The organism is Mesorhizobium sp. M4B.F.Ca.ET.058.02.1.1 (assembly GCF_003952505.1).
Lineage (GTDB): Bacteria > Pseudomonadota > Alphaproteobacteria > Rhizobiales > Rhizobiaceae > Mesorhizobium.
This window is the reverse complement of record NZ_CP034450.1, coordinates 351,531-376,350: the sequence shown is the minus strand read 5'-3', so window position 1 is coordinate 376,350 and position 24,820 is coordinate 351,531. Positions and strand designations below refer to the sequence as shown.

General features: G+C 65.8%; 24 protein-coding genes. 10 read left to right on the top strand and 14 right to left on the bottom strand.

Going from position 1 to position 24,820, the window contains the following annotated elements:
- Window positions 1-10 precede the first annotated feature (10 nt).
- On the bottom strand, window positions 11-694 hold the full coding sequence (locus EJ073_RS01810; RefSeq protein WP_126054169.1) for a response regulator transcription factor: 684 nt from the start codon (window positions 692-694) through the stop codon (window positions 11-13).
- Between the two features lie 12 nt (window positions 695-706).
- On the bottom strand, window positions 707-946 hold the full coding sequence (locus EJ073_RS01805; RefSeq protein WP_126054168.1) for a hypothetical protein: 240 nt from the start codon (window positions 944-946) through the stop codon (window positions 707-709).
- 71 nt (window positions 947-1,017) lie between these two features.
- On the opposite strand from EJ073_RS01805, the gene EJ073_RS01800 reads away from it, so the two are divergent.
- Genes EJ073_RS01800 through EJ073_RS01790 form a run of 3 tightly spaced genes read left to right on the top strand, consistent with a single transcriptional unit; the run spans window position 1,018 to window position 3,447 of the window.
- On the top strand, window positions 1,018-1,716 hold the full coding sequence (locus EJ073_RS01800; RefSeq protein ID WP_126054167.1) for a fumarylacetoacetate hydrolase family protein: 699 nt from the start codon (window positions 1,018-1,020) through the stop codon (window positions 1,714-1,716).
- A gap of 4 nt (window positions 1,717-1,720) precedes the next feature.
- Window positions 1,721-2,371: a maleylacetoacetate isomerase gene (gene maiA, locus EJ073_RS01795; protein ID WP_126054166.1), complete on the top strand. Its 651-nt coding sequence runs from the start codon at window positions 1,721-1,723 to the stop codon at window positions 2,369-2,371.
- Window positions 2,372-2,406: 35 nt separating this feature from the next.
- The gene (locus EJ073_RS01790) at window positions 2,407-3,447 is read left to right on the top strand and encodes a zinc-dependent alcohol dehydrogenase family protein (RefSeq protein ID WP_126054165.1); all 1,041 of its coding nucleotides are present in this window, start codon (window positions 2,407-2,409) and stop codon (window positions 3,445-3,447) included.
- A gap of 15 nt (window positions 3,448-3,462) precedes the next feature.
- On the opposite strand, the gene EJ073_RS01785 is transcribed toward EJ073_RS01790, so the two are convergent.
- The gene (locus EJ073_RS01785; RefSeq protein ID WP_126054164.1) at window positions 3,463-4,356 is read right to left on the bottom strand and encodes a DMT family transporter; all 894 of its coding nucleotides are present in this window, start codon (window positions 4,354-4,356) and stop codon (window positions 3,463-3,465) included.
- A gap of 106 nt (window positions 4,357-4,462) precedes the next feature.
- Here EJ073_RS01785 and EJ073_RS01780 point away from each other — a divergent pair, with 106 nt between their 5' ends.
- A complete protein-coding gene (locus tag EJ073_RS01780; RefSeq protein ID WP_126054163.1) occupies window positions 4,463-5,881 on the top strand; it encodes a PLP-dependent aminotransferase family protein in 1,419 nt (472 codons plus the stop codon).
- A 5-nt stretch (window positions 5,882-5,886) separates the two neighbouring features.
- Here the strand turns inward: EJ073_RS01780 and EJ073_RS01775 are convergent, their stop codons facing one another.
- Window positions 5,887-6,777: a LysR family transcriptional regulator gene (locus EJ073_RS01775; protein WP_126054162.1), complete on the bottom strand. Its 891-nt coding sequence runs from the start codon at window positions 6,775-6,777 to the stop codon at window positions 5,887-5,889.
- A 170-nt stretch (window positions 6,778-6,947) separates the two neighbouring features.
- On the opposite strand from EJ073_RS01775, the gene EJ073_RS01770 reads away from it, so the two are divergent.
- The gene (locus EJ073_RS01770; protein ID WP_245455662.1) at window positions 6,948-8,369 is read left to right on the top strand and encodes an MFS transporter; all 1,422 of its coding nucleotides are present in this window, start codon (window positions 6,948-6,950) and stop codon (window positions 8,367-8,369) included.
- Here EJ073_RS01770 and EJ073_RS01765 read toward each other — a convergent pair.
- The 3 genes from EJ073_RS01765 to EJ073_RS01755 all read right to left on the bottom strand — a co-directional run bounded on the left by EJ073_RS01765 (window position 8,366) and on the right by EJ073_RS01755 (window position 10,874).
- Window positions 8,366-8,857, bottom strand: a complete 492-nt coding sequence (locus tag EJ073_RS01765; RefSeq protein WP_126054160.1) for a MaoC family dehydratase — start codon at window positions 8,855-8,857, stop codon at window positions 8,366-8,368. The two genes, EJ073_RS01770 and EJ073_RS01765, sit on opposite strands and share 4 nt — an antisense overlap.
- Before the next feature lie 225 nt (window positions 8,858-9,082).
- Window positions 9,083-9,511, bottom strand: coding sequence for a phasin family protein (locus EJ073_RS01760; RefSeq protein ID WP_126054159.1), 429 nt, complete (start codon window positions 9,509-9,511; stop codon window positions 9,083-9,085).
- A 67-nt stretch (window positions 9,512-9,578) separates the two neighbouring features.
- Window positions 9,579-10,874, bottom strand: a complete 1,296-nt coding sequence (locus EJ073_RS01755) for a DUF445 domain-containing protein (RefSeq protein WP_126054158.1) — start codon at window positions 10,872-10,874, stop codon at window positions 9,579-9,581.
- A gap of 201 nt (window positions 10,875-11,075) precedes the next feature.
- Here EJ073_RS01755 and rirA point away from each other — a divergent pair, with 201 nt between their 5' ends.
- A complete protein-coding gene (gene rirA, locus EJ073_RS01750) occupies window positions 11,076-11,537 on the top strand; it encodes an iron-responsive transcriptional regulator RirA (RefSeq protein WP_126054157.1) in 462 nt (153 codons plus the stop codon).
- 13 nt (window positions 11,538-11,550) lie between these two features.
- On the opposite strand, the gene EJ073_RS01745 is transcribed toward rirA, so the two are convergent.
- Genes EJ073_RS01745 through hemP form a run of 5 tightly spaced genes read right to left on the bottom strand, consistent with a single transcriptional unit; the run spans window position 11,551 to window position 15,659 of the window.
- A complete protein-coding gene (locus EJ073_RS01745) occupies window positions 11,551-12,339 on the bottom strand; it encodes a heme ABC transporter ATP-binding protein (protein WP_126054156.1) in 789 nt (262 codons plus the stop codon).
- A gap of 7 nt (window positions 12,340-12,346) precedes the next feature.
- Window positions 12,347-13,447: an iron ABC transporter permease gene (locus EJ073_RS01740; RefSeq protein ID WP_126054155.1), complete on the bottom strand. Its 1,101-nt coding sequence runs from the start codon at window positions 13,445-13,447 to the stop codon at window positions 12,347-12,349.
- A 2-nt stretch (window positions 13,448-13,449) separates the two neighbouring features.
- Window positions 13,450-14,343, bottom strand: a complete 894-nt coding sequence (locus EJ073_RS01735; protein WP_189375141.1) for a hemin ABC transporter substrate-binding protein — start codon at window positions 14,341-14,343, stop codon at window positions 13,450-13,452.
- Between the two features lie 11 nt (window positions 14,344-14,354).
- On the bottom strand, window positions 14,355-15,416 hold the full coding sequence (locus EJ073_RS01730) for a hemin-degrading factor (RefSeq protein WP_126054153.1): 1,062 nt from the start codon (window positions 15,414-15,416) through the stop codon (window positions 14,355-14,357).
- Window positions 15,417-15,452: 36 nt separating this feature from the next.
- A complete protein-coding gene (gene hemP, locus EJ073_RS01725; RefSeq protein WP_126054152.1) occupies window positions 15,453-15,659 on the bottom strand; it encodes a hemin uptake protein HemP in 207 nt (68 codons plus the stop codon).
- A gap of 277 nt (window positions 15,660-15,936) precedes the next feature.
- On the opposite strand from hemP, the gene EJ073_RS01720 reads away from it, so the two are divergent.
- The 4 genes from EJ073_RS01720 to EJ073_RS01705 are packed head-to-tail and all read left to right on the top strand — an operon-like array spanning window position 15,937 to window position 19,945.
- Window positions 15,937-18,078: a TonB-dependent hemoglobin/transferrin/lactoferrin family receptor gene (locus tag EJ073_RS01720; protein WP_245455450.1), complete on the top strand. Its 2,142-nt coding sequence runs from the start codon at window positions 15,937-15,939 to the stop codon at window positions 18,076-18,078.
- Window positions 18,079-18,083: 5 nt separating this feature from the next.
- On the top strand, window positions 18,084-18,512 hold the full coding sequence (locus EJ073_RS01715; RefSeq protein ID WP_126054150.1) for a hypothetical protein: 429 nt from the start codon (window positions 18,084-18,086) through the stop codon (window positions 18,510-18,512).
- A gap of 40 nt (window positions 18,513-18,552) precedes the next feature.
- The gene (locus EJ073_RS01710; protein ID WP_348627229.1) at window positions 18,553-19,596 is read left to right on the top strand and encodes a TonB family protein; all 1,044 of its coding nucleotides are present in this window, start codon (window positions 18,553-18,555) and stop codon (window positions 19,594-19,596) included.
- A gap of 34 nt (window positions 19,597-19,630) precedes the next feature.
- A complete protein-coding gene (locus tag EJ073_RS01705; protein WP_126054149.1) occupies window positions 19,631-19,945 on the top strand; it encodes an antibiotic biosynthesis monooxygenase in 315 nt (104 codons plus the stop codon).
- 24 nt (window positions 19,946-19,969) lie between these two features.
- Here EJ073_RS01705 and EJ073_RS01700 read toward each other — a convergent pair whose 3' ends face one another.
- The gene (locus tag EJ073_RS01700) at window positions 19,970-20,998 is read right to left on the bottom strand and encodes a glycosyltransferase (RefSeq protein WP_126054148.1); all 1,029 of its coding nucleotides are present in this window, start codon (window positions 20,996-20,998) and stop codon (window positions 19,970-19,972) included.
- An 88-nt stretch (window positions 20,999-21,086) separates the two neighbouring features.
- On the bottom strand, window positions 21,087-24,698 hold the full coding sequence (gene putA / locus EJ073_RS01695) for a bifunctional proline dehydrogenase/L-glutamate gamma-semialdehyde dehydrogenase PutA (RefSeq protein WP_126054147.1): 3,612 nt from the start codon (window positions 24,696-24,698) through the stop codon (window positions 21,087-21,089).
- Window positions 24,699-24,820: the final 122 nt, after the last annotated feature.

Genomic DNA, 24,820 nt, shown 5'->3' with positions numbered 1-24,820 from the left:
ATTGCAAACCTCAAAACCCCGCCTGATCCCGAAACAGCTCCGCATTGTCGAGCTTCGACACCTCGATCACCGCTTGCGTACGGCTGTAGACGTTGAGCTTGCGCAGGATTTCGGAGACATGCGCCTTCACCGTGGTCTCGCCGACCTGCAGCTCATAGGCGATCTGCTTGTTGAGCATACCCTGGCGCAGCATCTGGAGGACCCTCAGTTGCTGCGGCGTCAGCCGCGCCAGGCGCTGCACCATGTCGGCGCGGTCGACGCTGTCGGCGTCGGGCGCCTGGATCTCATAGGTCTCCGGCACATAGATCGCGCCATCCATCACCGAGCGGATGGCGGCGGCGAGATCGCTCTTACGCGCCGATTTCGGGATGAAGCCGGCCGCGCCGTAGGACAGCGCCTCGGAAATGATGCGCGGCTCCTCATAGCCCGAGACGATCACCACCGGCAGGCGCGGATGGCGGGTCCTGAGCTGCAGCAGCCCGTCGAACCCGTGAACGTCGGGCATGCTGAGGTCGAGCAGCGCGAGGTCGAACGGCTTCGGGCCGGCCAGCAGGTCGAGCGCCTCGGCGATCGAGCGCGCCTCGACCGTATCGACGTCCGGATAGGCCATCTGCACGGCGCTGTGCAGCGCCTCGCGGAACAGCGGATGGTCGTCGATGATCAGAAACCGGGCGCGATCGTTGACTGCGGTCATGATGTGGTCGCTTCACTTGCGCTCAGAATAGGATAATCCGGCAACCATGGCCAGATTATTGGCAAACAATACATCGCCATTCTTGCCGTCGATTGCAGTGCCCAGGCGGCGCCATACCCGCGAAAGTAAACGACATGCCGCCGGATGGCCCACAGCGCTGTTTCTTTTGGCCGCGACGATTTTTGAAACTCGGCGCGGCCTTGTTCCGCTGATGTCCAGCGGGCGCCCGCCGGCAGGACCAGTGCCTTGCAATTGCGCATCCCTTGCCCGGTGGCCCAATTCGGCCGAATGTGCCGGCCAGAAATATAGATTGAAAGAAGCGCATGACGGAATTCGTCCTCCCCTTGCCCGCAACACCGTCGGTTGCTGTCGCCGGCTCGCACGAACGCTTCGCGGTGCGCCGCATCTTCTGCGTCGGCCGCAATTACGCCGCGCATGCCCGCGAACTCGGCAATGACGAGCGCGATCCGCCCTTCTTCTTCACCAAGCCGGCCGACGCGGTGGTCGACAGCGGCGCCACCATCCCCTACCCGCCGCTGACCGCGAACCTGCATCACGAGATCGAACTGGTCGCGGCGATCGGCAATGCGGGCTTCCGCATTCCGCGCGACGAGGCGCTTGCCCATGTCTGGGGCTATGCCGTCGGCATCGACCTCACCCGGCGCGACCTGCAGGACCAAGCGAAGAAGGCGGCGCGCCCCTGGGACTGGTCGAAGGCTTTCGACCGTTCCGCCCCATGCGGCCCACTGGTCCCGGCGCAGAAGTCCGGCCATCCCTCGAAAGGCCGAATTTGGCTCGCCGTCGACGGCGAGGTCCGGCAGGATGCCGACCTTGCCGAGCTGATCTGGCCGCTTGCCGACATCGTCTCGATCTGCAGCGAGGCGGTGACGCTCGAGCCGGGAGACCTGATCTTCACCGGCACGCCGGCCGGCGTCGGCGCGGTCGGGCCGGGCGAAACGATGACCGGCGGCGTCGAAGGCATCGGCGCCATCGAAATCACCATCGGTCAACCGACGACGTGAAGCGATGAGCGACCTAATCCTCCATAACTACTACCGCTCCTCCACCTCCTACCGCGTGCGCATCGCGCTGGAGATGAAGGGCCTCAGTTACGATTACGTGCCGCACCATCTGCGCCACGGCGAGCACCTCGAAGCCACCTATCTCGCGGTCAATCCGCAAGGGCTGGTGCCGGCGCTGATCCTTGGCGACGGCCGGCTTTTGACGCAGTCGCTGGCGATCATCGAATATCTCGACGAGACCGTGCCCGAGCCGCCGCTTCTGCCGAAGGACGCGCGCGGCCGGGCGCGCGTCAGAATGCTGGCGCAGATGATCGCCTGCGACATCCATCCGGTGAACAATCTGCGCGTGCTGACCTCGCTGCGCACGCTGTTCGGCGCCGGCGACCAGGATGTCGTCAACTGGTTCCGGCACTGGGTGAACGAAGGGTTTCAGCCGCTTGAGACGATTCTCGCTTCAGCGCCCGAGACCGGCACCTTCTGTCACGGCGACACGCCCGGCCTTGCAGATATCTGCCTCGCCGCCCAGGTCACCAACAATGCCCGCTTCGGCGTCGACATGGCGCCCTACCCGGTGATCTCGCGGATCCACGCCGCCTGCATGGCGCTGCCGGCTTTCCGCAAGGCGGCGCCGGAGAATCAGATAGACGCGGAGTAGCCGCACAATTCTGGGTAGAGCATTGGGAGTTGCCGATGAAAGCTGTCGTGTTCGAGAAGTTCGGCGAGACGCCGACGATCCAGACCGTTCCCGACCCCAAGCCCGCCCCGGAAGGCGTCGTCATCAAGGTCGAGGCGACCGGGCTTTGCCGCAGCGACTGGCACGGCTGGATGGGCCATGATGACGGCATCACCCTGCCGCATGTGCCCGGCCACGAACTGGCCGGCATTGTCGTCGCCGCCGGCAAGCGCGTGACCCGCTGGAAAGCCGGCGACCGTGTCACCGTGCCGTTCGCCGTCGGCTGCGGCCGCTGCTTCGAATGCACGTCGGGCAATCACCAGGTCTGCGAGCACCAGACGCAGCCGGGCTTCACCGGCTGGGGTTCCTTCGCCGAATATGTCGCCATCGACCATGCCGACACCAACCTGGTGCGCCTGCCGGACGAGATGGACTTCGCCACCGCCGCCAGCCTCGGCTGCCGCTTCGTCACCTCCTTCCGCGCTATCGTCGACCAGGGCCGGGTGAAGCCGGGCGAATGGGTGGCCGTGCATGGCTGCGGCGGCGTCGGCCTGTCGGCGATCATGATCGCCAGTTCGATGGGCGCCAACGTCATCGCCATCGACCTCACCGACGAGAAGCTGGACTTCGCCAGGAAGATCGGCGCCGTGGCGACCATCAATGCCTCGAACACGCCCAACGTGGTCAAGGCGGTCAAGCAGATCACCAATGGCGGCGCGCACATGTCCATGGACGCGCTCGGTCACCCGACCACCTCGTTCAACTCGATCGCCAATCTGCGCCGGCGCGGCCGTCACGTTCAGGTCGGCCTGATGCTGGCCGACGACGCGCGCCCGCAGGTGCCGATGGACAAGGTGATCGCCTTCGAGCTCGAGATTCTCGGCAGCCACGGCATGCAGGCGTACCGCTATACGGCGATGATGGAGATGATCCGCACCGGCAAGCTGAAGCCGGAACTTCTGGTCGGCAAGAAGATCAGCCTCGAAGAAGCGCCCGCGGCCTTGATGGCGATGGGCGGCTTCGAGGGCATCGGCATCGGCGTGGTGACGAAGTTCTAGGTGCGGATGGCGCCGTCACGCCGAAGCCGCGCGTCTCGGCAACTCCTGCTTTGCGAATTTCTTGGCGCCGACGACGCACAGCACTACGCCGAGCGTGACGACCAACATCAGCGGGCTGACCTGCTCGTGCAGCAGCGTCGCCGCCAGCGCCAGGCCGAAGAAGGGCTGCAGCAGTTGCAACTGGCCGACGGCGGCGATGCCGCCTTGCGCAAGGCCGCGATACCAGAACACGAAACCAATCAGCATGCTGAACAGCGAGACATAGGCGAGACCGATCCAGGCGCTTGAGCCGACGTCGGCGAAGGATGGCGGCAGCGTCGCAAAGGTCAGCACCAGCGTGATCGGCAGCGACAGCACCAAAGCCCAGCAGATCACCTGCCAGCCGCCCAATCTGCGCGACAGCGCTGCACCCTCGGCATAGCCCAGTCCGCAGGCGATGATGGCAGCCAGCATCAGGCCGTCGCCGACCGGCGATGCGGTCACGCCTTGCGTCAGAGCAAAACCCGCCACCAGCGCGCTGCCGAGGCATGAGAACAGCCAGAATGCCGGTCTTGGACGGTCGCCGCCGCGCAGCACGCCGAAGATCGCCGTCGCCAGCGGCAGCAGGCCGACGAAGATGATGGAGTGGGCCGAGGTGACATGCTTGAGCGCCAGCGCCGTGAGCAGCGGAAAACCAACGACCACACCCAGTGCGACGATCGCCAGCGACAGCAGATCCTCGCGCTCCGGCCGCTTCTGCCGGAACAAGGCGAGCATCGCCAGGCCAAGCAGGCCGGCAATCGCCGCTCGGGCCGAGGTCAGGAATGTCGGATCGAGATCCGCAACCGCCACGCGCGTCGCCGGCAGCGAGCCACTGAAAATCAACACGCCGATGAATCCGTTCACCCAGCCACTCGCGGTCTTGTCCATTGCAGGCCTCATCTCTTTCGCCCTCTATCGGGCAGAGCCCTATGGTGCGGCCAGAGACAATGCGGTACAGTTTTGCAAAACTGTAATGGCCGATTGGGCAATACAGATGACCGAACTCGCTCTGGAACCCGACGCTGCGCGCACTTTTGCCGCAACCACGCTTGTCGAAACTGTCATGGCGACCATCCGTCAGCGGATCGCTGCCCGCAGCCTGACGCCTGGGGCGCGGCTGCCGTCGATCCGCGCCTTCGCCAAATCCATGCGAGTTTCGAAATCCACCGTCGTCGAGGCCTATGAGAGGCTCGCCGCCGAAGGCACGATCCGCTCGCGCCCGGGGTCGGGCTTCTACGCCGCCGGCCAGCTGGCGCCCTTGTCGCTGGCCGAGATCGGCCCCCGGCTTGACCGCGAGGTCGATCCGCTCTGGGTCTCGCGCCAGTCGCTGGAAGCCGGCGACGAGGTGCTAAAACCCGGCTGCGGCTGGCTGCCAGCCGCATGGATGCCGCAGGCCGCCTTGCGGCGGGCGCTGCGCACGGCGGCTCGCGCCGACGATGTCGCGCTTGCCGATTACGGTACGCCGCTCGGCCTGGCGCCGTTGCGGCACTTGCTGGTGCGGCGCATGGCCGGGCATGGCATCGAAGCCTCGCCCGAACAGATCATGCTGACGGAATCGGGCACCCAGGCCATCGATCTCCTGTGCCGCTTTCTGATCGAACCCGGCGACACCGTGCTGGTCGACGACCCCTGTTATTTCAACTTCCACGCCTTGCTGCGCGCCCATCGCGCCAAGGTCGTCAGCGTTCCCTACACACCGTCGGGCCCGGACATCGACCTGTTCGCCGAGGTGCTGGCCGAGCACCGGCCGCGCCTCTACATCACCAATTCCGGCATCCACAATCCGACAGGCGCGATCCTGTCGCCGGTCACCGCCCACCGGCTGCTCAAGCTCGCCGACCAGGCCGACCTCACCATCGTCGAGGACGATATCTTCGCCGATTTCGAGCATAGCCCGGCCCCGCGCCTGGCGGCGTTCGATGGCCTCAACCGCGTCGTCCAGATCGGCAGCTTCTCCAAGACGCTGTCGGCCTCGGTGCGCTGCGGCTTCATCGCCGCGCCCCGCGACTGGATCGAGCAGCTCACCGATCTCAAGATCGCCACGACCTTCGGCGGCGGCAGGCTGGCGGCCGAACTGGTGCTGACCCTGCTGAAGGACGGCAGCTACCGCAAGCATGTCGAGGCGTTGCGCATCCGGCTTGCGCGCGCCATGGCCGAAACGAGTGCCCGCCTGAAGTCGATCGGCATCACGCCGTGGATCGACCAGCCGGCCGGCCTGTTCCTGTGGTGCAGCCTGCCGGAGGGCGTGGATGCAGCCGAAGTCGCCCGCCGCGCGCTGGCCGACAATGTCGTGCTGGCGCCCGGCAATGCGTTCAGCCTGTCCGGAACGGCCAGCCGCTTCCTGCGCTTCAACGTCGCCCAGTCGGGTGACGAACACATCTTCACGGCGCTCGCAGCGGCGATGTCCGGGTAGTCCGGTCAGCGCGCCGCGCAAATCTCCCGCACGCAATCGCGCAGCCAGCGTTGCGCCGGATCGGCGTCGAGGCGCGGGTGCCAGAGCATCGAGATGGTCACCTCCGCCGTCGCGACCGGCAAGGCAAAGCTGAACATGCCGGCGCGCGCCCCTTCGGTGTGCCGCTCAGGGACGCTGGCGATCAGGTCGGACGCGCGCGCCAGGGCGAGTGCCGCCGAAAAGCCCGACACCATGGATACCACGGTCCGCCGCAGCCCAAGCTGTTCCAGCGCCTCGTCGATCGGTCCCCTCTCGCGGCCGCGCCTCGAAACGCTGATGTGGCGGCCGGCCGCGAAGCGCTCCGGCGTGACGGCGCCCTGGCTCAGCGGATGGCCGGCCCGCGCCGCGCCGATGAAGCGGTCGCGAAAGAGCGTCTGGATGCGGATCTCGGGTCCGGTCTCGCCGGCGACGCCGATCTCCAGATCGATGGTCGCGTCGCGCAGCGAAGCGACGTCCTTGTCGGACTTCGGCGCGAAACGCAGCCGCACATTGGGAGCTTGCGCGCCGACGCTGGCGACAAGCCGCGGCCCGAACTCCTCGACGAAGCTCTCATTGGTGCGCAGCGTGAAAGTCCGATCCAGGCCTTGCAGGTCTAGCAGCCTGGCGGGGCGCAGTAGAGCTTCGCCCTCCTCGACCACGCGGCCCACCTGCAGCCGCAATTCCTGCGCGCGCGGCGTCGGCACAAGGCCCCGGCCGGCGCGGACCAGCAGCGGATCGCCGGTCGCCTCGCGCAGGCGCGCCAGCGTGCGGCTCATCGCCGACGGGCTGAGGCGCAGCCTTTGCGCGGCGCGCGCCACACTGCCTTCGTTCAGCAGGACATCCAGCGCGACAAGCAGGTTGAGGTCGGGCGACGGCATGCCCGGACCATAGCACGGATATATGGCGTCGCATGCATGAATAAGATGCAAATACTGCGTCTTCCGCCATGCCAGCCACAAGCGTACGACCGGCCGACAGATCGGCCTTGGCGGTGCCACCGGCAATGCCAGGGCAAAGGAGCAAAATCTTGGCGGACATTGCGGAAAAAATTGGAACCGAGAGCAGCTGGAATGGCCGCGCTGCGCCCACGCGGGTCGGATGGGCGCTGGCCAGCCTGTCGCTTGCCACGCTGTTGCCCTCGCTCGGCACCAGCATCGCCAGCGTCGGCCTGCCGGCCCTGATGCAGGCGTTCGGCGCCTCGTTCCAGTCCGTGCAATGGGTGGTGCTGGCCTACCTGCTTGCCATCACCACCATGATCGTCAGCGCCGGGCGGCTGGCCGACATTGTCGGCCGCCGGCCGCTGCTGCTCGGCGGCATCGCCCTGTTCACGGCCAGCTCGGCGCTCTGCGCGCTGGCGCCGTCGCTTGGCCTGCTGATCGCGGTGCGGGCCGCGCAAGGCCTTGGCGCGGCGGTGATGATGGCGCTGACGCTGGCCTTCGTCGCCGGCACCGTCCCTAAGGCCAGGATCGGCAGCGCCATGGGCCTGCTCGGCGCCATGTCGTCGATCGGCACCATGCTTGGCCCGTCGCTCGGCGGGTTGCTGATCGCCGGCGCCGGCTGGCGGGCGATCTTCCTGGTCAATGTGCCGCTCGGCATGCTGGCTTTCGCGCTTGCCTGGCGCGCACTGCCCAACGAAGGCAGGTCCGGGCCGGGACGAAGCACCTTCGATACTCCTGGGACGGTTCTGCTCGCCTTGACGCTGGCCGCCTATGCGCTGGCCATGACACTGGGCAAGGGCAGCTTTGGTCTGCTCAATCTCGGCCTGCTTGCCGTTGCCGCCCTTGGCGTCGCCTTGTTCATCGTGACGGAATTGAAGGTCGAGACTCCGCTCGTCCGCCTGGCTGCATTCGGCGACCGCATGCTGACCGCAAGCCTCGCCATGAGCGTCGTCGTCTCGACCGTGGTGATGGGCCAGTTGGTGGTCGCGCCGTTCTACCTCTCCAGAGCGCTGGGCCTCGACCCCGCCACCGTCGGCCTGGTAATGTCCACGGCACCGTTGGTCGCGACGCTGGCTGCGGTGCCGGCGGGGCGGCTGGTCGACCGCTTCGGTGCCCAGCCGACGATGATCGCCGGCCTGGCCTCGCTCGTTCTCGGCACGTTTGCCCTCTCGTCGATCCGGATCGCGTTCGGCATTCCCGGCTACGTCGTCCCGGTCCTGGCGCTGAGCGGCGGCTACGCCCTGTTCCAGACCGCGAATAACACCGCGGTGATGGGGGCCGCGACCGCCGACCAGCGCGGCGTCGTCTCCGGCCTCGTCAACCTGTCGCGCAATCTCGGCCTGATCACCGGCGCATCGCTGATGGGCGCCATATTCGCCGCGGCATCTGCTGGAGCAGATTCAGCGACCCCATCGGCAACCCTGCTAGGGATGCAGGTCACGTTCCGAGTCGCGATGGCGCTTGCGCTGGTTGCGCTCGGCCTTGCCCTGTTCAGCCGGCGGGCGGGCGGCAAGCGCAAGGATCTTGCCTAAGCCCGCTTGCGGCGCTCGTAGAGCATGACCAGCGTCTCGGCTGTCAGGGCCGGCTTCTGCTCGCCCTCGATCTCGACCGTATTGGCGGCCTTCATCAGATACTGGCCGGGGCCCTTGTCCTCCATCGACAGCAGCGTGGTGCGGAGCCGTATTCTCGATCCGACTCTAACCGGAGACAGGAAGCGGACCTTGTCGAAGCCGTAATTGAAGGCGGCCTGGGTGTTTTCGGGTACGATGCCCATGTCGAGTGCCAGCGCGCCGATGATCGACAGCGTCAGATAGCCATGCGCGATCGTGGTGCGGAACGGGCTCTGCCGCTTCGCCCTTTCAGGGTCAACATGGATCCACTGGTGGTCGCCGGTGCATTCGGCGAACTGGTCGATACGGTGCTGGTCGACCGTCGTCCATTCCGACACCCCGACTTCCAGCCCGGCCATCGTCCTCAACTGCTCGAAGGTCGGCGGCGTCCTCGGCCGTGCTTCCGTCATTCCTGCTTTCCCGATCGTTTCGCCCGTCTCCCGACCACGAAGCGGAGCCCCCTGTCAATTCGCCGCCGGGCAATTCGGTTCCGACAGGCCGCGTTTTGCCGCCGTGGGTGGCAGCTCATCCACAGTGTCGCCGGAAGGCAAGCGCGGCCTCCGCGCGCCCGGGACTTAACGCCCGAAATGCACGATCATATCTGGCAGGCAGCAAAGCGAAGCTGACTGGAAAAGTCACTTCTTCTCGTAGCCGGAGCGAATTTCGGCCATCGCGTCCTTGATGCGCTCGCGCAGGATCTCGATGGATTCCGTGCCGGATTTCCTGGCCATTTCAGCCACCTCGCCGGCATTCTTCAGCGCCGTCTCGAAGGATTTGCGGGCGAACTCCGCCTGCCTCGTCATCAATTCCTGCGGATTGCCGGGTGCCCGGTAATTTTGTGCCAGATCGGTGATCTCGCGCAGCGCCTCCTGCACCATCTCGCGTTGCCGCGCAAGCAACGAGGACGCTCCGGCCGCGCCTGCCCTGGCGGACTTTTCGAGCGCTTCGAGATTCTTGCGGTGGTGGCTGATTATGGCTTCGACATCGACATTCGGCATCTTCAGGTCGCGGCCGAATCTGCTGAACATGTCCAGGAACGAGTCGGAGTCCGGTTGTTTCGCCATGGCTTCTGCTCCCCAATCTGCCGCGAAGGCCTTCCCTGACAGAAGAATAGAGCACGCCACGCTTGCGTCAATTGACGAGGAACAACCGCTCGGCCGTGTAAAGCACGATGCCGGCAAGGCCGCCGATGACCATGCCGTTGAAGCGGATATATTGCAGGTCCTTGCCGATGTTCATCTCGATTAGCCGGGTGAGTTGGCCAAGATCCCAGCGTTTGACCTGGTCGGCGATGAATTTCGACACGCCGCTCTTCTGGCTCTCTACGAAGGACGACAGCGCCACCACGAACCCCTGGTTCATGTCGGCCCTGATCCGCGCGTCGCTGGCCAGATGGCGGCCGACCTCGACGAACATGTTGGCGAGGTGGGCGCGGATCAGGGAATTCTCGGCCCTGGCGTCCTGCTCTATGAACTGCCGCAGGCTTTCCCACATGTCGCCGGCCAGCGCCTTCATTTCCGGCCGCGCCAGGAAATCGCGCTTCAGCTGCTCGGCCCGCCTGGCATATTGCTTCGACGTCCTCAGCCGCTCGATGAAAGTCTTCGCAAACCGGTCGAACTCGGCCCGCATCGGGTGGTCGGGATCGGTCCTCACCTCCTCGAGCAGCGTGCCGGCTGAGGCTACGATCTTCTTGAGCAGATAGGCATCGGCGCGAAACAGGTTGAACAGCGACGGCAATTCCTCGCGGATCTTCTCGCGCATGGCGGAGAGCGCCTCCTCGTCGTTGAGGAAGCGGCCGATCACCCTGGTGAATTCGTCGAACAGTTTCTGGTGACGGCGATCGTCGGTGAGCGTCGACAGGAGCTCGGCGGCAAGCGGCGCCAGCGGCACCTTCTCGACCTCATCCAGCATGCGGCTGGTGACAAAGCCGCGCAGGCCGGACTGTTCGACAGCGGCAAGCGTCTGCGGCACCAGGCGGGCGACAAAGCGCGACAGGCCGGCGGCGCGCTCGGCATCGGCCAGCCAGTCGGCGACCAAAGCGGAAAAGTCGACCTCGGCCAGCTTCTCGCGCACCGGCTCCGGCGCCAGGAAATTGACCTCGATGAAGCGGCCAAGATTGTCGGCGATGCGCTCCTGGTTCTCCGGGATGATGGCCGTGTGCGGGATCGGCAGGCCGAGCGGCCGCCTGAACAGCGCCACCACCGCATACCAGTCGGCGAGGCCGCCGATGGTTGCCGCCTCGGCGAAGGCAGCGACGAAGCCGAGCCACGGATAGGTGCCCTCGAGCGACTTGGCGAGCCCGAAGACCAGAACGCAAAGCGCCAGCGCCGTGGCGGCCACCAGCTTGGTGCGCCGCAGCGCCGCAAGCTTGGCATCGGCGTCGGTGTCGAATCGGACATGGTTCATGGCCGGGGCCGCTTGTGACATGCTGAGCCGCTCCTGATCGATGTTGCGATCTTATCTAGGGTCGTCGCCGGCCAAATGCCCGCCATACCCTGTCCGGCTCACAATTTGCGCCACCATGCACATAAAGTTGACGCGTTTATTCATCTATCGTGCGCCGCCAGTCTGGAATTGTTCCAAGGTATAGGCCATATTGGGTCCAAGCTACTGGTTCATGAGGACGAAATGCGGCTGACGCGCCAGACCAATTATGCCATGCGCATCCTGATGTATTGCGCCGCCAATACCGAACGGCTGAGCCGCATCCCCGAGATTGCCGCGGCCTATTCGGTGTCGGAGCTGTTCCTGTTCAAGATTCTGCAGCCGCTGGTCGAGCACGGTCTGGTCGAGACGGTTCGTGGCAGGAATGGCGGCGTCAGGCTTGGCCGTCCGGCCGAGCAGATCAGCCTGTTCGACGTCGTGCGGGTGACCGAAGAGAGCTTCGCCATGGCCGAATGCTTCGAGAACGACGCGGCCGAATGCCCGCTGGTCGACAGCTGCGTGCTGAACTCGGCGCTGCGCGAGGCGCTCAACGCCTTCTTTGCCGTGCTGTCGCGCTACACGATCGCAGACCTGGTGGCGGCGCGCCCGAATGTGCGCCATCTGCTTGGCATCGACATGCTGGAGCAGCGCGCCCCCGCCGCCTGATTGCAGCCGGCGGCTAGGCCGCCGATTGCGGCAAAACGAACGGCATATTGGCTACCGGCAGCACGCCAACTTTCAACCGGCAATCGAACACCTTCTCGATCAGTTCGTCGGTCAGCACGTGCTGCGGCGCGCCCGCGGCGGCGAGCCGGCCGCGATGCATGACGTGGATGCGGTCGGCATACATGGCGGTCAGGTTGAGGTCGTGCAGGATGGCCACCACGCCGCCGCCGCGCCTGGCGAAGTCGCGGGCAATGTCCATGATGATCAGTTGGTGCTTGACGTCGAGGCTGGACACCGGCTCGTCGAGGAACAGGTAACGTGGCTTGCCGTCGAGCACCGGCGCCCAGACCTGGCAGAGCACGCGGGCAAGCTGCACGCGCTGCTGCTCGCCACCTGAAAGCTCCTGGTAGAAGCGTCCGGCAAAGCCGTCGAGATCGACGCGGGCCAGCGCCCGTTCGGGCAGTCGCGCGTCCTCGCCGGGCAGCACGCCGGAGCGTCCGCCGACAAGGCCGAGCCTGACGATCTCGCGCACCGTGAACGGAAACGACAATGTCGTCGCCTGCGGCAGCACGGCGCGATAGGTCGCCGCCTGCACCGGCTTCATCGCCGTGAGGTCGCGCCCGTTGAGCGCAATGCCGCCCGTATAGGCAAGCTCCCCCGACAGCGCCTTGAGGAAGGTCGTCTTGCCGGACCCGTTGGGCCCGACGACGGCCGCGATCTCGCCCGGCGGCGCCACGAAGTCGACATGGGCGACGATGCTCCTGCCGCCGATCGCCACCGAGACATCGCGCGCTTCGATCATGCCAACCTCACAGGTCGATCACGCTGCGCTTGCGCAGCAGGATCCACAGGAAGAACGGCGCGCCGGCGACCGCCGTGACGATGCCGATCGGCAGTTCGGCGGGCGCTACGATGGTGCGGGCAACCGCGTCGGCCAGAAGCAAGAGCGAGCCGCCGAGCAAGGCCGACGCCGGCAGCAGGTAGCGATTGTCCGGTCCGATCAGCAGCCGCAGCAGATGCGGCACGACGATGCCGACAAAGCCGATGCCGCCGCTTGCCGCCACCGATGCGCCGACCGCCGCCGAGACGCCGATGATGGCCGTGTATTTCAGCCGCTGCACCGGAATGCCCAAATGGCCGGCGGTGGCTTCGCCCAGCGCCAGCGCGTTGAGGCCGCGCGCCAGGAACGGCATTGACGACAGCGCCAGAACGATGACGGGCCCGACGGAGCCGATCTTTTGCCAGGTCGCCCCGGCGAGCGAGCCGAGTTGCCAGAAGGTCAGGTCGCGCAACTGCCGATCGTCGGCCATGAAGATCAATATGCCGATCAGCGCCATGGCGAGCGCGGCCAGCGCAAGGCCGGCAAGCAGCATGGTGGCGACCGAGGTGCGGCCATGCCTGGTCGCGACCCGGTAGAGCAGCAGCGTCACCGCCAGCCCGCCAGCGAACGCCGCGAGCGGCAAGGCCAGCGTGCCGAGCGCCAGGGTGAATGGCGCAAGCCAGGTCGAGCCGAGCACGATGACGGCGACGGCGCCGAGGCTGGAGCCGGCCGAGACGCCGATCAGGCCGGGATCGGCGAGCGGATTGCGGAACAGCCCTTGCATTACCGCCCCTGACACGGCGAGTGCTGCGCCGGTCAATACCCCGAGCAGGACGCGCGGCAAGCGAATGTCGTAGATGATCAGCCGGTCGCGGGCGCTCAATGCCGCGTCGCCTGGCACCGCACCGGTGAGCCAGTCACGAACGACGCCGACCGTAGAGGCGTCGGAAGCGCCCGATGTCAGCGACAGCAGCACCGAGAGGGCAAGCGCCAGGCACAGAAGCAGTATGACGAGGCGAGCGCGCGCCGAGCGGTCGCCATCGACCGTCGCCATCCTCCCCGCCGCGCCGACGACCGATTGATCCGCCATGATCAGTCCGTGACCTGGCCGCCATAGAGCGAAACGGCAAGGTCACGGATGGCTTCTGCCGTGCGCGGTCCGAAGCCGAGCAGGTAGCCGCCATCCATGCGGATGACCTTGCGGGCAGCACCGGCCGGCGTCGAGGCGATGGACGGGTTCGAGAACAGCTCGTCGTCGGACACCGCCGGTCCGGCATTGTCCATCATCAGGATGACCTCCGGCCTGGCGGTGACGATCGCCTCGTCCGACATCTGCTTGTAGCCGGAGAAGCCTTCGACCGCATTGACGCCGCCGGCCAGATTGACGATGCCATCGGCGGCGGTTTCGCTGCCGGCGGCAAGAATCTTGCCGCCCTGCGTCGACAGCACGAACAGGATGCGCTTACGCTCCTTGATCGATGCCGTCTGCTGCTCGGCGGCCTTCAGCCGGGCGTCGACCTCGGCGGCCAGCCTGTCCGCCTTGGCATCGACGCCGAGCGCCTTGCCGACGACGCGGATCTTCTCCAGGATCCCGTCATGGGTGTAGTGTTCGGGCACATCGATGAACGGAACGCTCGACTTCTTCAGCACCTCGACCGCTTCCTTCGGGCCGCTGCCGTGCAAGGCCAGTATTCCCGATGGATTGACCGACAGCACGCCTTCCGGCGACAGCTGGCGCATATAGCCGACGTCGGGCAGCTTGAGTGCGGCTTCCGGATAGCGGCTGGTCGAGTCGCGCGCGACGAGATGGCCCTGTTCGCCAAGCGCATAGACGATCTCGGTGATCGAGCCACCGATGGCAATGATCTTCGACGTATCGGCAAAGGCCGCCGCTTTCTCGGCGCGAGCCTGCGGGACGCCGAGGAGCAGCGAAAGCACGATCGCCAGGGCGAGCGTCAGCGGCGACAGCCTGGGGAAGGAAACCATGGTCATCGTCCTCAGGCCGCGGTCGGGCTTGGAATGCGCGGCAGGTTTTCGGCCAGGAAGCGCCAGTCGTCGCGCTCGCCCTCGCCTTCGTGACGCTTGCCAAAGAACTGGACGATCATCTTGCCGTCGGCGCCGTAGGCTTCGAGCGAGGTGACGTGACCGTCCTTGGTCGGCTTGCGCACGGCCCAGACCTCGTGGATGCGGTCGTTCCTGAGATGCAGGTGGAACGTCTCGTCGAGCACGTTGATCCACGGTCCCATCGGCTTGACCGACTTGATCGGACCGGAATGGATCTGGATGCAGCCGCGGTTGCCCACGAAGCACATGATCGGCATCGCGCCTTCGGCGGCGTGGTGGAACATGGCAGCTACGGCATCCTTGTCGAGCAGCCAGGCATAATCCTGGCCGACCATGCGCACAGCCTGGCGGCGGCTGAGCTTCAGCGTCTTGAGCATGCCGAAGAACTGATGCACGTCGGTGAGCCTGCTCCACCGGTCGCGCAGATCGTCGATGCTGGCCGCCTGCCCCTCGACCTCGGCCTCGTCGTCGCTCCCGCTTGCCGACACGGAAACGATCGGCTCCTGGTTCGACGATTCCAGTTCCGCCACCAGCTTATGGTAGGCGTAGAGGTTCGAGGCGGGCCTCAGATGCACCTTGTGCACCGCCTCGCCCGAAGCATCGAAGAACTGCAGGCTGCGGCGGATGTCGCCGCCGTCGCGCTTCTCGACGGCAAAGCCGTGCGCCCAGACTTTCGGGAAGATGCGCAGGTCGATGTTCTCGCCGAGCACCATGGCGTTGTGGTTGCCGGTGACGACCTTGTCGTAGACGCCGATCTTCTCGTGAACGGCGCTCTCATTGCGGGTCAGCGCCATCACCTCGCCGACAGCTTCGAGGCCGGTCAGCAAATCGTTGACGCGCGGCTCGACCCGCACGACGCCCTGCCCGCAATGGGCCGCGGCGAGCTCCGCTTCCGAGATGCCGAGTTCGGCGGCAAGGTCGCGCTCGCGCGCTTTCGGATTGTCTTCCCGCGCCCGCCGGATTTCATGCGGTGTGGGTTTCACGCGCTGGTCCATGTCTTCCCCTGCCTTCAGCCGGTCGTCGGTTGCTGCTTACTTGTTGAGGATCAGCTTGCCCTGGCGGGTGATCTTCAACCGATAGAGCGCACCATGGTGCTCGATGCCGATCTCGTGCTCGCCTTGGAAAAGCGTGTTGCTGGAGAGCGTCCTCACCGCCAGCGGAACCCGGTCGAAACGGGTGGCAACGTCTTCGGAACGACGGACGCGATAGCGGAAATCGTTTGCGTTGTGCGTGTTCATCTGGGTCGGTCCTTTCCCTGTGCCGGCCACCTGGCCGGACGCCTGCATAAAATGCCGATTAATTTCTTGACTCGAATAATCATGTTTTATAACCAGTGCAATACCGGAGTAAATGAGTCAACATTTAACGCACCGGATGCGATGAAAAATGCCAGCGAGCCTCGGCCAGCCAGCATCGAACTGGATTTGGAGTTGGGGCATGGGGTTGGCGAATTGGCAAAGGCTGGGTCTGGCGTATGAGAACGCGGGCCCGGCGCAACGGTCTATGGCAAAGGGAATGGCCGCGCTTCTGGCCGGCGCGGCGGTGATCGCGATCCTGACACCGCCGGCAAACGCGCAACAGGCCGCCCAGCCTGCAAGCGAGCGGCAGCAGACCGATTCTGCAAAGAAGACAGAAGAGACGAAGCCGGCCGAGGCGACGCTGCTCGACAAGATCCTGGTCCTCAGCCGCACCGGCGAGACGGCGATCCAGTCGCTTGCCTCCGCCAGCCATGTCGACCGAGAGCAGCTCGATCGCCGCATGGCGACGACGTCGAACGAGATGCTGCTCGGCGTGCCGGGGGTAACCGTGCAGGCCGACGCGCGCCGCGTCAGCTCCAGCATCAACATCCGCGGCCTGCAGGATTTCGGCCGCGTCGCGGTCATCATCGACGGCGCCAGGCAGGATTTCCAGCGCTCCGATCATGGCACGCAGTCGACCTTTTACGTCGACCCTGAACTTATCAAATCCGTCGACGTGATCCGCGGTCCGGTCGCCAACACCTACGGCTCCGGCGCCATCGGCGGCGTCGTCTTCTTCGACACCAAGGATGCCGAGGATTTCCTCAAGCCGGAGGAAAGCTGGGCTAGCGCGCTCACCGGCCGTTATGAAAGCAACGGCAAGGGCTGGACCACCAGCGCCACCGGCGCCTACCGCTTCAACGAGAACTGGGATGTGCTCGGCAACATCGTCTACCGCGACTATGACGACTACAAGAATGGCGGCGGCGACACTGTCGCCGGCACCGGCTTCGACGTGCTGAGCGGCCTGCTCAAGACCACGATCCGCCCGACCGAGAACAGCGAGTTGAAACTCGGCTGGGTCGGCTCCAGCGACGGCTGGACGGAGACCAGCAGCGGCGTGCCGGCCAACGATGTCGACCTGAAGTCGAACACATTTACAGCCCGCTACAACATCACCGACGACGCCAGGAGCTGGCTCGACCTCCACATCAACGCCTCCTACAACAGGACCAATCTCGATCTGACCAGCCTCATCGCGCAAAACCGCTTCGATCCGGAAACCGGTCTTCCCGTCGTGCTGCCGGCCGGTTCGACCTCGACCTTCGACGTCGACACCACCGGCATCGACATCTGGAACACCTCTCGCTTCGAGACCGCCGACATCGCGCACGAGCTGACCTATGGCGGCGATTGGGTCGGCGACGATGTCGAGACGGGCGGCACCGCCGGCGGCGACAGCTTCTACACGCCCTCCGGCAAGCGCAACGTTTCGGGCGCATATGTTCAGGACAAGCTCACCTGGGAATGGCTCGAGGTCATCACCGGCCTGCGTTACGACAGCTACAGCCTGAAGGATTCGGATAACGAGACGTCCGGCGACAGGCTGTCGCCGCGCATCACCGTCGGCGTCTCGCCCTTCGAAAGCGCCAGCCTGTCTGGCCTGCAGTTCTATGGCACCTACGCGGAAGGCTACCGCTCGCCCTCGCTGACGGAGACCCTAATCAGCGGCAACCATCCGGCAGGAGTCACCTTCCCGTTCCTGCCCAACCCCAATCTCAAGCCAGAAATCGGCAAGACCGTCGAGTTCGGCGTCAACTACAAGCGGAACGACATTTTCGAAGGCGGCGACGCGCTGCGGCTCAAGGCCGCCTATTTCAACAACGATGTCGAAGACTACATCGACGGCGTCACGCTCTCGGCCTTCGACCCGACCAGCGGCTGCCCGTTCGGTCCCGGCATCCCGATCTGCTTCCAGTACCAGAACTTCGCCAAGGCCAAGATCGACGGCTTCGAACTGGAAAGCGTCTATGATGCCCGCTGGGGTTATGCCGGGCTTTCGGCCTCGATCATCAACGGCCACACCATTTCCTATGAAGGCGAGCGCGCCGACCTTGCCACCATCCCCTCCTCCCAGGTCACCGCGCAGCTCGGCCTTCGTTTCCTCCAGGACAAGCTGACCGTCGGCGGCGAGGTGCAATACAACGGCAAGCCCAAGGGCAACTCCGTGGCCAAGGACTATACGCTGGTCAACGCCTTCGCCAGCTACCAGGCGACCGACAATCTCAAACTCGACTTCCGCGCCGACAATCTGTTCGACGTCAAATACACCAACCCGCTGAACGGCAGCACGACTGCCGTTCTCTACGAACCCGGCATCACGTTGAAGCTGGCGGCGACCATGCGCTTTGGAGGCTGACGACAATGACAAGCTTGACGGGACTGCTTCGTCTGCTGACCTTGTCGCTTGCGGCGGCGCCGGCGTGGGCCCAGTCCTCGCCGGTTCCTCAACTCAACCTCGAACTCAATGCCGCGCAGCCCTCCGACAAGGGCTGCAGGCTGACCTTCGTGGTCAACAACGCGCTCGGCGCCGACCTGTCGAAAACGGCCTTCGAGATCGCCCTGTTCAACGAGGCCGGCGTCGTCGACCGCCTGACCGTACTCGACTTCAAGGACCTTCCCGTAAGCAAGACCAAGGTGACGCGTTTCGATCTTGCCGGCACCGACTGCGCCAAGGTCAGCCGCGTGCTGATCAACAGCGCGACCGAATGCGCCGGCGCAAGCGTGGAGCCCGCCGCCTGCATGCGCGGACTGAAGACCTCGACCCGAACCACCATCGCCTTCGGGGTCTGAGACGGCATTGGGGCTGCATCCCGCATTCAGGCAAGAGACCGTGGCCTGGCCGCTGCTCGGCCTCGGCGCGTTACCTCCGCGGGCAAATGATCTTGATTTGACTTTTGCATGCAGGCCGCTGCAATTTCCGGCCCGCGACATGCAGGAAATCATCCCCCTCTCCGACGCCGGCAGCGAGCTGGCGATAGCGCCGGCCAAGCCGCCTGAACTTGCGCAGGCGGCGGCCCGCAACGGCAAATGGCCCGCTGCCGTCATTGTCTCCTGCATTCTCCACGGCGCCGCGGCGGCGTTCTTTCTGATCTCGCCTTCCAGCACGTTCAAATCGCCGGATTCGGAGCAATCGGAAGGCAGCGACCAGTCCGGAGACAAGGTTGCCGGCAGCGCGCTTGACAGGGATCCGGTGGCGATAAATGTCACGCTGGAGCCAAAGCCGGCCAGGCCGGAGCCGGCAAAGCCGGTCAGACCAGCGCCACCAACGCAGCCTTCCGAGCCCACTCGGGAAGCAGCCGCACAGCCTCCCGCAGTGTCGCCGGAACCTGCCGGCCGGCCAGACGTACTGGTGGCTGGCTCCCCGCGCCCCGATGACCAGAGTGTTGTCGCCAGCACCGAATCCCCTGCCACCCATGAAACTCCCGTCGTTGTTCCAGACCAGCCGCCAATCCCCAGCGCCCGTCCGACTCCGTCGGCACCATCCCCGACAGCGAGAGAAACGGACAACAAGCGCGGCACCGCAGAGGGCCAAGACCGGCTGGCACAGGCGGCCAGCAAGGGCAAGAAGCAGAAAGAGGCAGGCAGCGAGGCTGCGGAGTACAATTACCGCGGCGACGTCATCAGGAAGCTCAGCCGCGTCAACCGCGCCGTTCCGCCGTCAGTGCAATTGACCGCGGTCAATAATGCCGTCGTGACTTTCGTGATCGGCAGCGGTGGTGGTATCGACGATCTACGCATCCTGCAAACCTCTGGATCGTCGAGTTTCGATCAGGTCGCGCTCGGCATCGTTCGCAATGCTGCCCCCTTCCCTCCAATTCCGTCGCGCATCGCAAGCAGGAGTTTGGTGTTCGAGGCCGAAATCGGTCCATTTTGAAAGTGGATGGAACGAACCGCATGAAAGGAAACCAATGTACATCGCCATGAACCGCTTCAAGGTCCAGAACGGCTCGGAAGACGCCTTCGAGGATGTCTGGAAGAACCGTGATTCCAGCCTGTCTGAAATGAAAGGTTTCAGGGAGTTCCACCTGCTGCGCGGTCCGCTGAACGAGGCCGAAGGCTACACGCTGTTTGCCTCACACACGGTGTGGGCCAGCCACGAGGATTTCGTCGCCTGGACCAAATCGGAAAATTTCCGCGCCGCGCACCGCAACGCCGGCACCTCCAAGGTGCACTATCTCGGCCATCCGCAATTCGAAGGCTTTTCGGTCGTCGAGGGCGCCTGACGAGCTATTCGGGAGAGCCTAGCCTCAGGAACCGCCAGCCAGCCGGCGTAGCGTCCGCACAAAGCGTTTGCGCGCCTGCCGCAAGCGGCTCTTGCGATCAAGAAGCGGCGCAAGCCGCGGATCGCTCGCCAAATCGCCGAACCGCCTCACATGGCTGGACAGGAAGCCGGACACGAAATCCCTGCCGTGGATGGCGCCGAGCCTCTCCGCATTGGCAAGGACATAGTCGAGCACGTCCGCGCCCATGGCGGCGTCCAGGGAGGCATAGGCCGGCGACAGCTGCATACGGCCGCCGGCATAGGCGAGACCGCCGGAGGCATTGGCGCCATGCAGGCGATAGAGGCCGAGGCACTCCGACAGGATGAGGCTGCCGGCGGCCAGATGCGCGCATGTCGCCGTCAGGTAATCGGTTCCGATCGACACCTTGAAGGGGAATGCCAGGACGGGTTCCAGCGCGCCACGCCGGAAAACCATCGACGATGTCGGCGCCCATATCCAGCCATAGCTATCGGGTCCGAAATAGGTCACCGGAAAATCCGACCGATAGGCGAGTCCGCCATGCTGTATGTGGGGTGGGATCATTGTCCCGCGCGCGTGCGCTTCCCTGCGCGGCAGCGCAAAGCTACTGGCCAGCAAGGCGCGCTCGCGATCGACGAGGAAAAGATCGGAGCTGGACAGCGACGCCGGCTGCGTCGCGTAGAGATGCGCCGACAGATGCGCGAGCAGGAAGTCCGGCAGCCAGATGTCGTCGGAATCGAGAAACGCCACGAAATGCGCGTCGCTTGCTGCAAAGCCGTCGCGGAACGCGGCGAGTTGGCCGCCGTTTTGCGGCCGCGCCAGGAGGCGCAGGCGCGGATCGCCGATCTTTTCAAGCAGCGCACGGATATGATCGGCCGAGCCGTCGGCCGAGGCATCGTCGACGATCACGCAGTCCCAATTGCGATAGGTCTGTGCCAGAACCGAGCGGATCGCGTCCTCGACATAGGCGCGATAGTTGTGACTGGTGATGACCACGCTGACACGCGGGAGCGTGAACGGCGATTTATCTTCCATCTGTTCGGCCTCGCCGCGTAATCGATCGGCGCATGTTTATCCGGGTGCGCGGTCTCCTTGCAACACGCGCCCGGACTTGGGCTGTGCCTTAGGCGGCAGCCAGCAGGCTGGCATTGCCGCCCGCCGCCGTGGTGTCGACGCAGACGGCGCGCTCATGCGCATAGGCAGCCGGATTGAGCACCTCGCTGACCAGCGGCACGATCGGGCCGGCGCGCTCGGCGATAACCTTGCGCACGATGCGCGCCGCCTCCGGCGTGCCTGAGAATGCGACGACATCGACGCGCAGTGCGCGCGCCTCGACGGGGTCCGGCCGGCCGTCTATGGCGGCGATCGGCAGGCCCTTGCCGGTTAGCGCCGACAGCGCCGCCGGCGCGCCCGGCGCCACCGCGAGCACGGCGTTGCCGGCGGCAAGCGCCTGGATCGCCTGCGCCAGCAGCGTGTCCGTATCCGGACCGAGGCAGAGCACGCGGCCACGCGGTGCCAGCGACAGCGTGTTGGCCTCCCCCGTCGGACCCGGCAGGTCGACCTGACCGAAATCGATACTTGCCGCCGCGCCGATGGCGGCCGCGCCCTTGCCGCGCAGGTGCTTCCGCAGGATCGCCACCCGGTCGGGCCGCGTCGACCAGCCGCCGAGCGTCGGATCGGGCAGATTGTCGGCAAGTTCGGTTGCCGTCACCTTGTGGCCCTCGGCGACATGCGTGCCTGCCTCCGGCCCCTTGCGGAAGCGCCGCAGGTAATGCGGCCCGCCGGCCTTCGGTCCCGTGCCCGAAAGCCCCTCGCCACCGAACGGCTGCGAGCCGACCACGGCGCCGATCTGGTTGCGGTTGACATAGATGTTGCCGGCATGGATGCCGTCGACGAAATGCTGGACGCGGCCTTCAATGCGCGTGTGCAGGCCGAAGGTCAGGCCATAGCCCTTGCGGTTGATGGCGGCGATAACGGCGTCGATCTCGTCGGCGTCGAAGCTGGCGACATGCAGCACCGGGCCGAACACCTCGCGCTCCATCTCCTCGATGCCCTTGACGCGGAAGACATGCGGCGCGACGAAGCGGCCGCTCTTCGGCGCTTCGAGCTTGGCGATCAGCCGGCCCTGCAGGCCCATCCTGGTGCAATAGTCGCGGATCGACGTTTGCGCCTCGTCGTCGATGACCGGGCCGACATCGGTCGAGATCAGCCAGGGATCGCCGAGGTTGAGCGCTTCCATCGCGCCCCTCAGCATCTCCAGCATCTTCTTCTCTACGTCCTTCTGGACATAGAGCACGCGCAGCGCCGAGCAGCGCTGGCCGGCGCTCTGGAAGGCGGAGGCGAGGATGTCGCGCACCGCCTGCTCGGGCAGCGCGGTGGAATCGACGATCATGGCGTTGAGCCCCCCGGTCTCGGCGACCAGCATGGCGTCGGGTGCGGCGGTGTCGGCCAGTTGCTTCTCGATCAGCTTGGCGACCTCGGTCGAGCCGGTGAAGCAGACGCCGGCGATACGCGGGTCGGCCGTCAGCGGCGCGCCGACCGAGGGGCCATCGCCGGGCAGAAGCTGGATGATGTCTTCCGGCACGCCCGCCTCGCGCAGCATCTCGACGGCGCGGAAGGCGATCAGCGGCGTCTGTTCTGCCGGCTTGGCGATCACCGAATTGCCGGTGACGAGCGCCGCGGCGATCTGGCCGGTGAAGATGGCGAGCGGGAAATTCCACGGCGAGATGCAGACGATCGCGCCGCGCGCCTCGGTGCCCGTTTCCGCATTGGCGGCCTCGGCGGCGTAGTAGCGCAGGAAATCGACCGCCTCGCGCACCTCGGCGACGCCGTCGGCCAGCGATTTGCCGGCCTCGCGGGTGGCGAGCGCGAAGAACTCGGCCGCGTTGGCCTCATAGAGGTCGGCGGCGCGGTTCAGGATCGCCGCGCGCTCGGCGACCGGGCGCTTGGCCCAAGCCGGCTGCGCCTCGACCGCGATGCGTACGGCGGTGGCGACCTGCTTGGCGGCCGCCTCGTGGATCGTGCCGACAACCTCGTCGGGCTTCGCCGGATTGACTACCTTGCGCTCCTTGCCGTAGCCGGCGGCGCGCGTGACCGGCTTCGCGTGCCAGCGGTCCGGCCCAGCAAACTCGGCCTTGGCCTTGTCGATCGCCGCCAGCGTCACCGGATCGGTGATGTCGACGCCCCTGGAATTGCGGCGGCCGGCGCCGAAGATCCCGGCGGGACGGGCGATCGCCGGATTGGCGGCCGGCCCCTGCGTCTCGACCGTTTCCAGCGGGTCGCGGGCGATGTCTTCCGGTTCCACCTCCTCGTCGGTGAGCTGGTGGACGAAGGAGGAGTTGGCGCCGTTTTCCAGCAGACGGCGCACCAGATAGGCGAGCAGGTCGGAATGCGCGCCGACCGGCGCATAGATGCGGCAGCGGGTGCCTTCGGCCTGGCGCACCGTCTCGTGCAGCGCCTCGCCCATGCCGTGCAGCCGCTGGAACTCGAAAGAGTCGCGATCCTTGGCCATCGACAGGATGGCGGCCACCGTGTGCGCGTTGTGGGTGGCGAACTGCGGATAGATGCGATCGGTCATCGACAGCAGCTTCTTCGCGCAGGCCATGTAGGACACATCGGTGTTGGTCTTGCGGGTGAAGACCGGATAGCCGGCGAGCCCCAGTGTCTGCGCCCGCTTGATCTCGGTGTCCCAATAGGCGCCCTTGACCAGCCGCACCATGATGGTGCGGTCGTACTTTTTCGCCAGCGCGTGGAGCCAGTCGATGACGAAGGCCGCGCGCGGCCCATACGCTTGCACCACCACGCCGAAACCGTTCCAGCCGGCAAGCTCCGGCTCGGCCAGCACGCGCTCGATGACGTCGAGCGACAGATCGAGGCGGTCCGCCTCCTCGGCGTCGATGTTGAGCCCCATGCGCGAATGCCGCGCCGCCAGCGCCAGCGACAGCAGCCGCTCGGCCATCACCGGCAGCATCGTCTCCTTCTGCGCCACTTCGTAGCGCGGATGCAGCGCCGAAAGCTTGACCGAAATGCCGTGGTTGTTGCGGATGTCCGGCCCGTTGGAACCGGAATCGAGTGAGGAGATCGCGTCGGCATAGGCCTTGTGATAGCGCAGCGCGTCGGCCTCGGTGCGGGCCGCCTCGCCCAGCATGTCGAAGGAATAAAGATAGCCCTTCTGCGTCATCGGCCGGCCGCGCTTGACGGCCTCGGCGATGGTGCGGCCGAGCACGAACTGCTCGCCCATCTCGCGCATGGCGGCCGCCACCGCCTTGCGGATAACGGGTTCGCCCAGCCGGCGCACCATGGCGCGCAGCGTGCCCTCGATGCCGCCCTCGCCCTCGTCCAGCACGCGCCCGGTCAGCATCAGCGCCCAGGTCGAGGCATTGACGAAGATGGAGCTCGAGCTGCCCGAATGCGCCGACCAGTCGTGCGGCGCGATCTTGTCGGCGATGAGATCGTCCATCGTCTCGGCGTCGGGCACGCGCAGCAGCGCCTCGGCCAGGCACATCAGCGCGACACCTTCCTTGGTCGATAATCCGTAAGCCGAGAGGAACACTTCCATTAGCCTCGGATCGGTCGAGCCGCGCACCGCGCGCACCAGATCGGCGGCGCGGGCCGAGATCGCCTTGCGGTCATCCGCCGAAAGCCCCGCACCGTCGGCGAGCCGCTTCACCGCGGCGTCCTCGTCGGGCAAGTAGTTGGCACGGATCTGCTGGCGGATGGCATCGAGCGCGGGCATGGCTGTCCTATCTAGCGAGCTTAAGGGAGCGGGCCGGCGGTCACCGGACCGAATGGCGCAAGCTAGCACAATTGCCGTTTTCGGTCGGTCCAAAGAAATCGACATGCCAGTTCCAATGAACT

Bases quoted from the DNA above. Each gene is read 5' to 3' on its own strand.
- EJ073_RS01810 (WP_126054169.1), bottom strand. From the start codon at position 694: ATGACCGCAGTCAACGATCGCGCCCGGTTTCTGATCATCGACGACCAT.
- EJ073_RS01800 (WP_126054167.1), top strand. From the start codon at position 1,018: ATGACGGAATTCGTCCTCCCCTTGCCCGCAACACCGTCGGTTGCTGTC.
- maiA (WP_126054166.1), top strand. From the start codon at position 1,721: ATGAGCGACCTAATCCTCCATAACTACTACCGCTCCTCCACCTCCTAC.
- EJ073_RS01790 (WP_126054165.1), top strand. From the start codon at position 2,407: ATGAAAGCTGTCGTGTTCGAGAAGTTCGGCGAGACGCCGACGATCCAG.
- EJ073_RS01785 (WP_126054164.1), bottom strand. From the start codon at position 4,356: ATGGACAAGACCGCGAGTGGCTGGGTGAACGGATTCATCGGCGTGTTG.
- EJ073_RS01780 (WP_126054163.1), top strand. From the start codon at position 4,463: ATGACCGAACTCGCTCTGGAACCCGACGCTGCGCGCACTTTTGCCGCA.
- EJ073_RS01775 (WP_126054162.1), bottom strand. From the start codon at position 6,777: ATGCCGTCGCCCGACCTCAACCTGCTTGTCGCGCTGGATGTCCTGCTG.
- EJ073_RS01765 (WP_126054160.1), bottom strand. From the start codon at position 8,857: ATGACGGAAGCACGGCCGAGGACGCCGCCGACCTTCGAGCAGTTGAGG.
- EJ073_RS01760 (WP_126054159.1), bottom strand. From the start codon at position 9,511: ATGGCGAAACAACCGGACTCCGACTCGTTCCTGGACATGTTCAGCAGA.
- EJ073_RS01755 (WP_126054158.1), bottom strand. From the start codon at position 10,874: ATGTCACAAGCGGCCCCGGCCATGAACCATGTCCGATTCGACACCGAC.
- rirA (WP_126054157.1), top strand. From the start codon at position 11,076: ATGCGGCTGACGCGCCAGACCAATTATGCCATGCGCATCCTGATGTAT.
- EJ073_RS01745 (WP_126054156.1), bottom strand. From the start codon at position 12,339: ATGATCGAAGCGCGCGATGTCTCGGTGGCGATCGGCGGCAGGAGCATC.
- EJ073_RS01740 (WP_126054155.1), bottom strand. From the start codon at position 13,447: ATGGCGGATCAATCGGTCGTCGGCGCGGCGGGGAGGATGGCGACGGTC.
- EJ073_RS01735 (WP_189375141.1), bottom strand. From the start codon at position 14,343: ATGGTTTCCTTCCCCAGGCTGTCGCCGCTGACGCTCGCCCTGGCGATC.
- EJ073_RS01730 (WP_126054153.1), bottom strand. From the start codon at position 15,416: ATGGACCAGCGCGTGAAACCCACACCGCATGAAATCCGGCGGGCGCGG.
- hemP (WP_126054152.1), bottom strand. From the start codon at position 15,659: ATGAACACGCACAACGCAAACGATTTCCGCTATCGCGTCCGTCGTTCC.
- EJ073_RS01720 (WP_245455450.1), top strand. From the start codon at position 15,937: ATGGCCGCGCTTCTGGCCGGCGCGGCGGTGATCGCGATCCTGACACCG.
- EJ073_RS01715 (WP_126054150.1), top strand. From the start codon at position 18,084: ATGACAAGCTTGACGGGACTGCTTCGTCTGCTGACCTTGTCGCTTGCG.
- EJ073_RS01705 (WP_126054149.1), top strand. From the start codon at position 19,631: ATGTACATCGCCATGAACCGCTTCAAGGTCCAGAACGGCTCGGAAGAC.
- EJ073_RS01700 (WP_126054148.1), bottom strand. From the start codon at position 20,998: ATGGAAGATAAATCGCCGTTCACGCTCCCGCGTGTCAGCGTGGTCATC.
- putA (WP_126054147.1), bottom strand. From the start codon at position 24,698: ATGCCCGCGCTCGATGCCATCCGCCAGCAGATCCGTGCCAACTACTTG.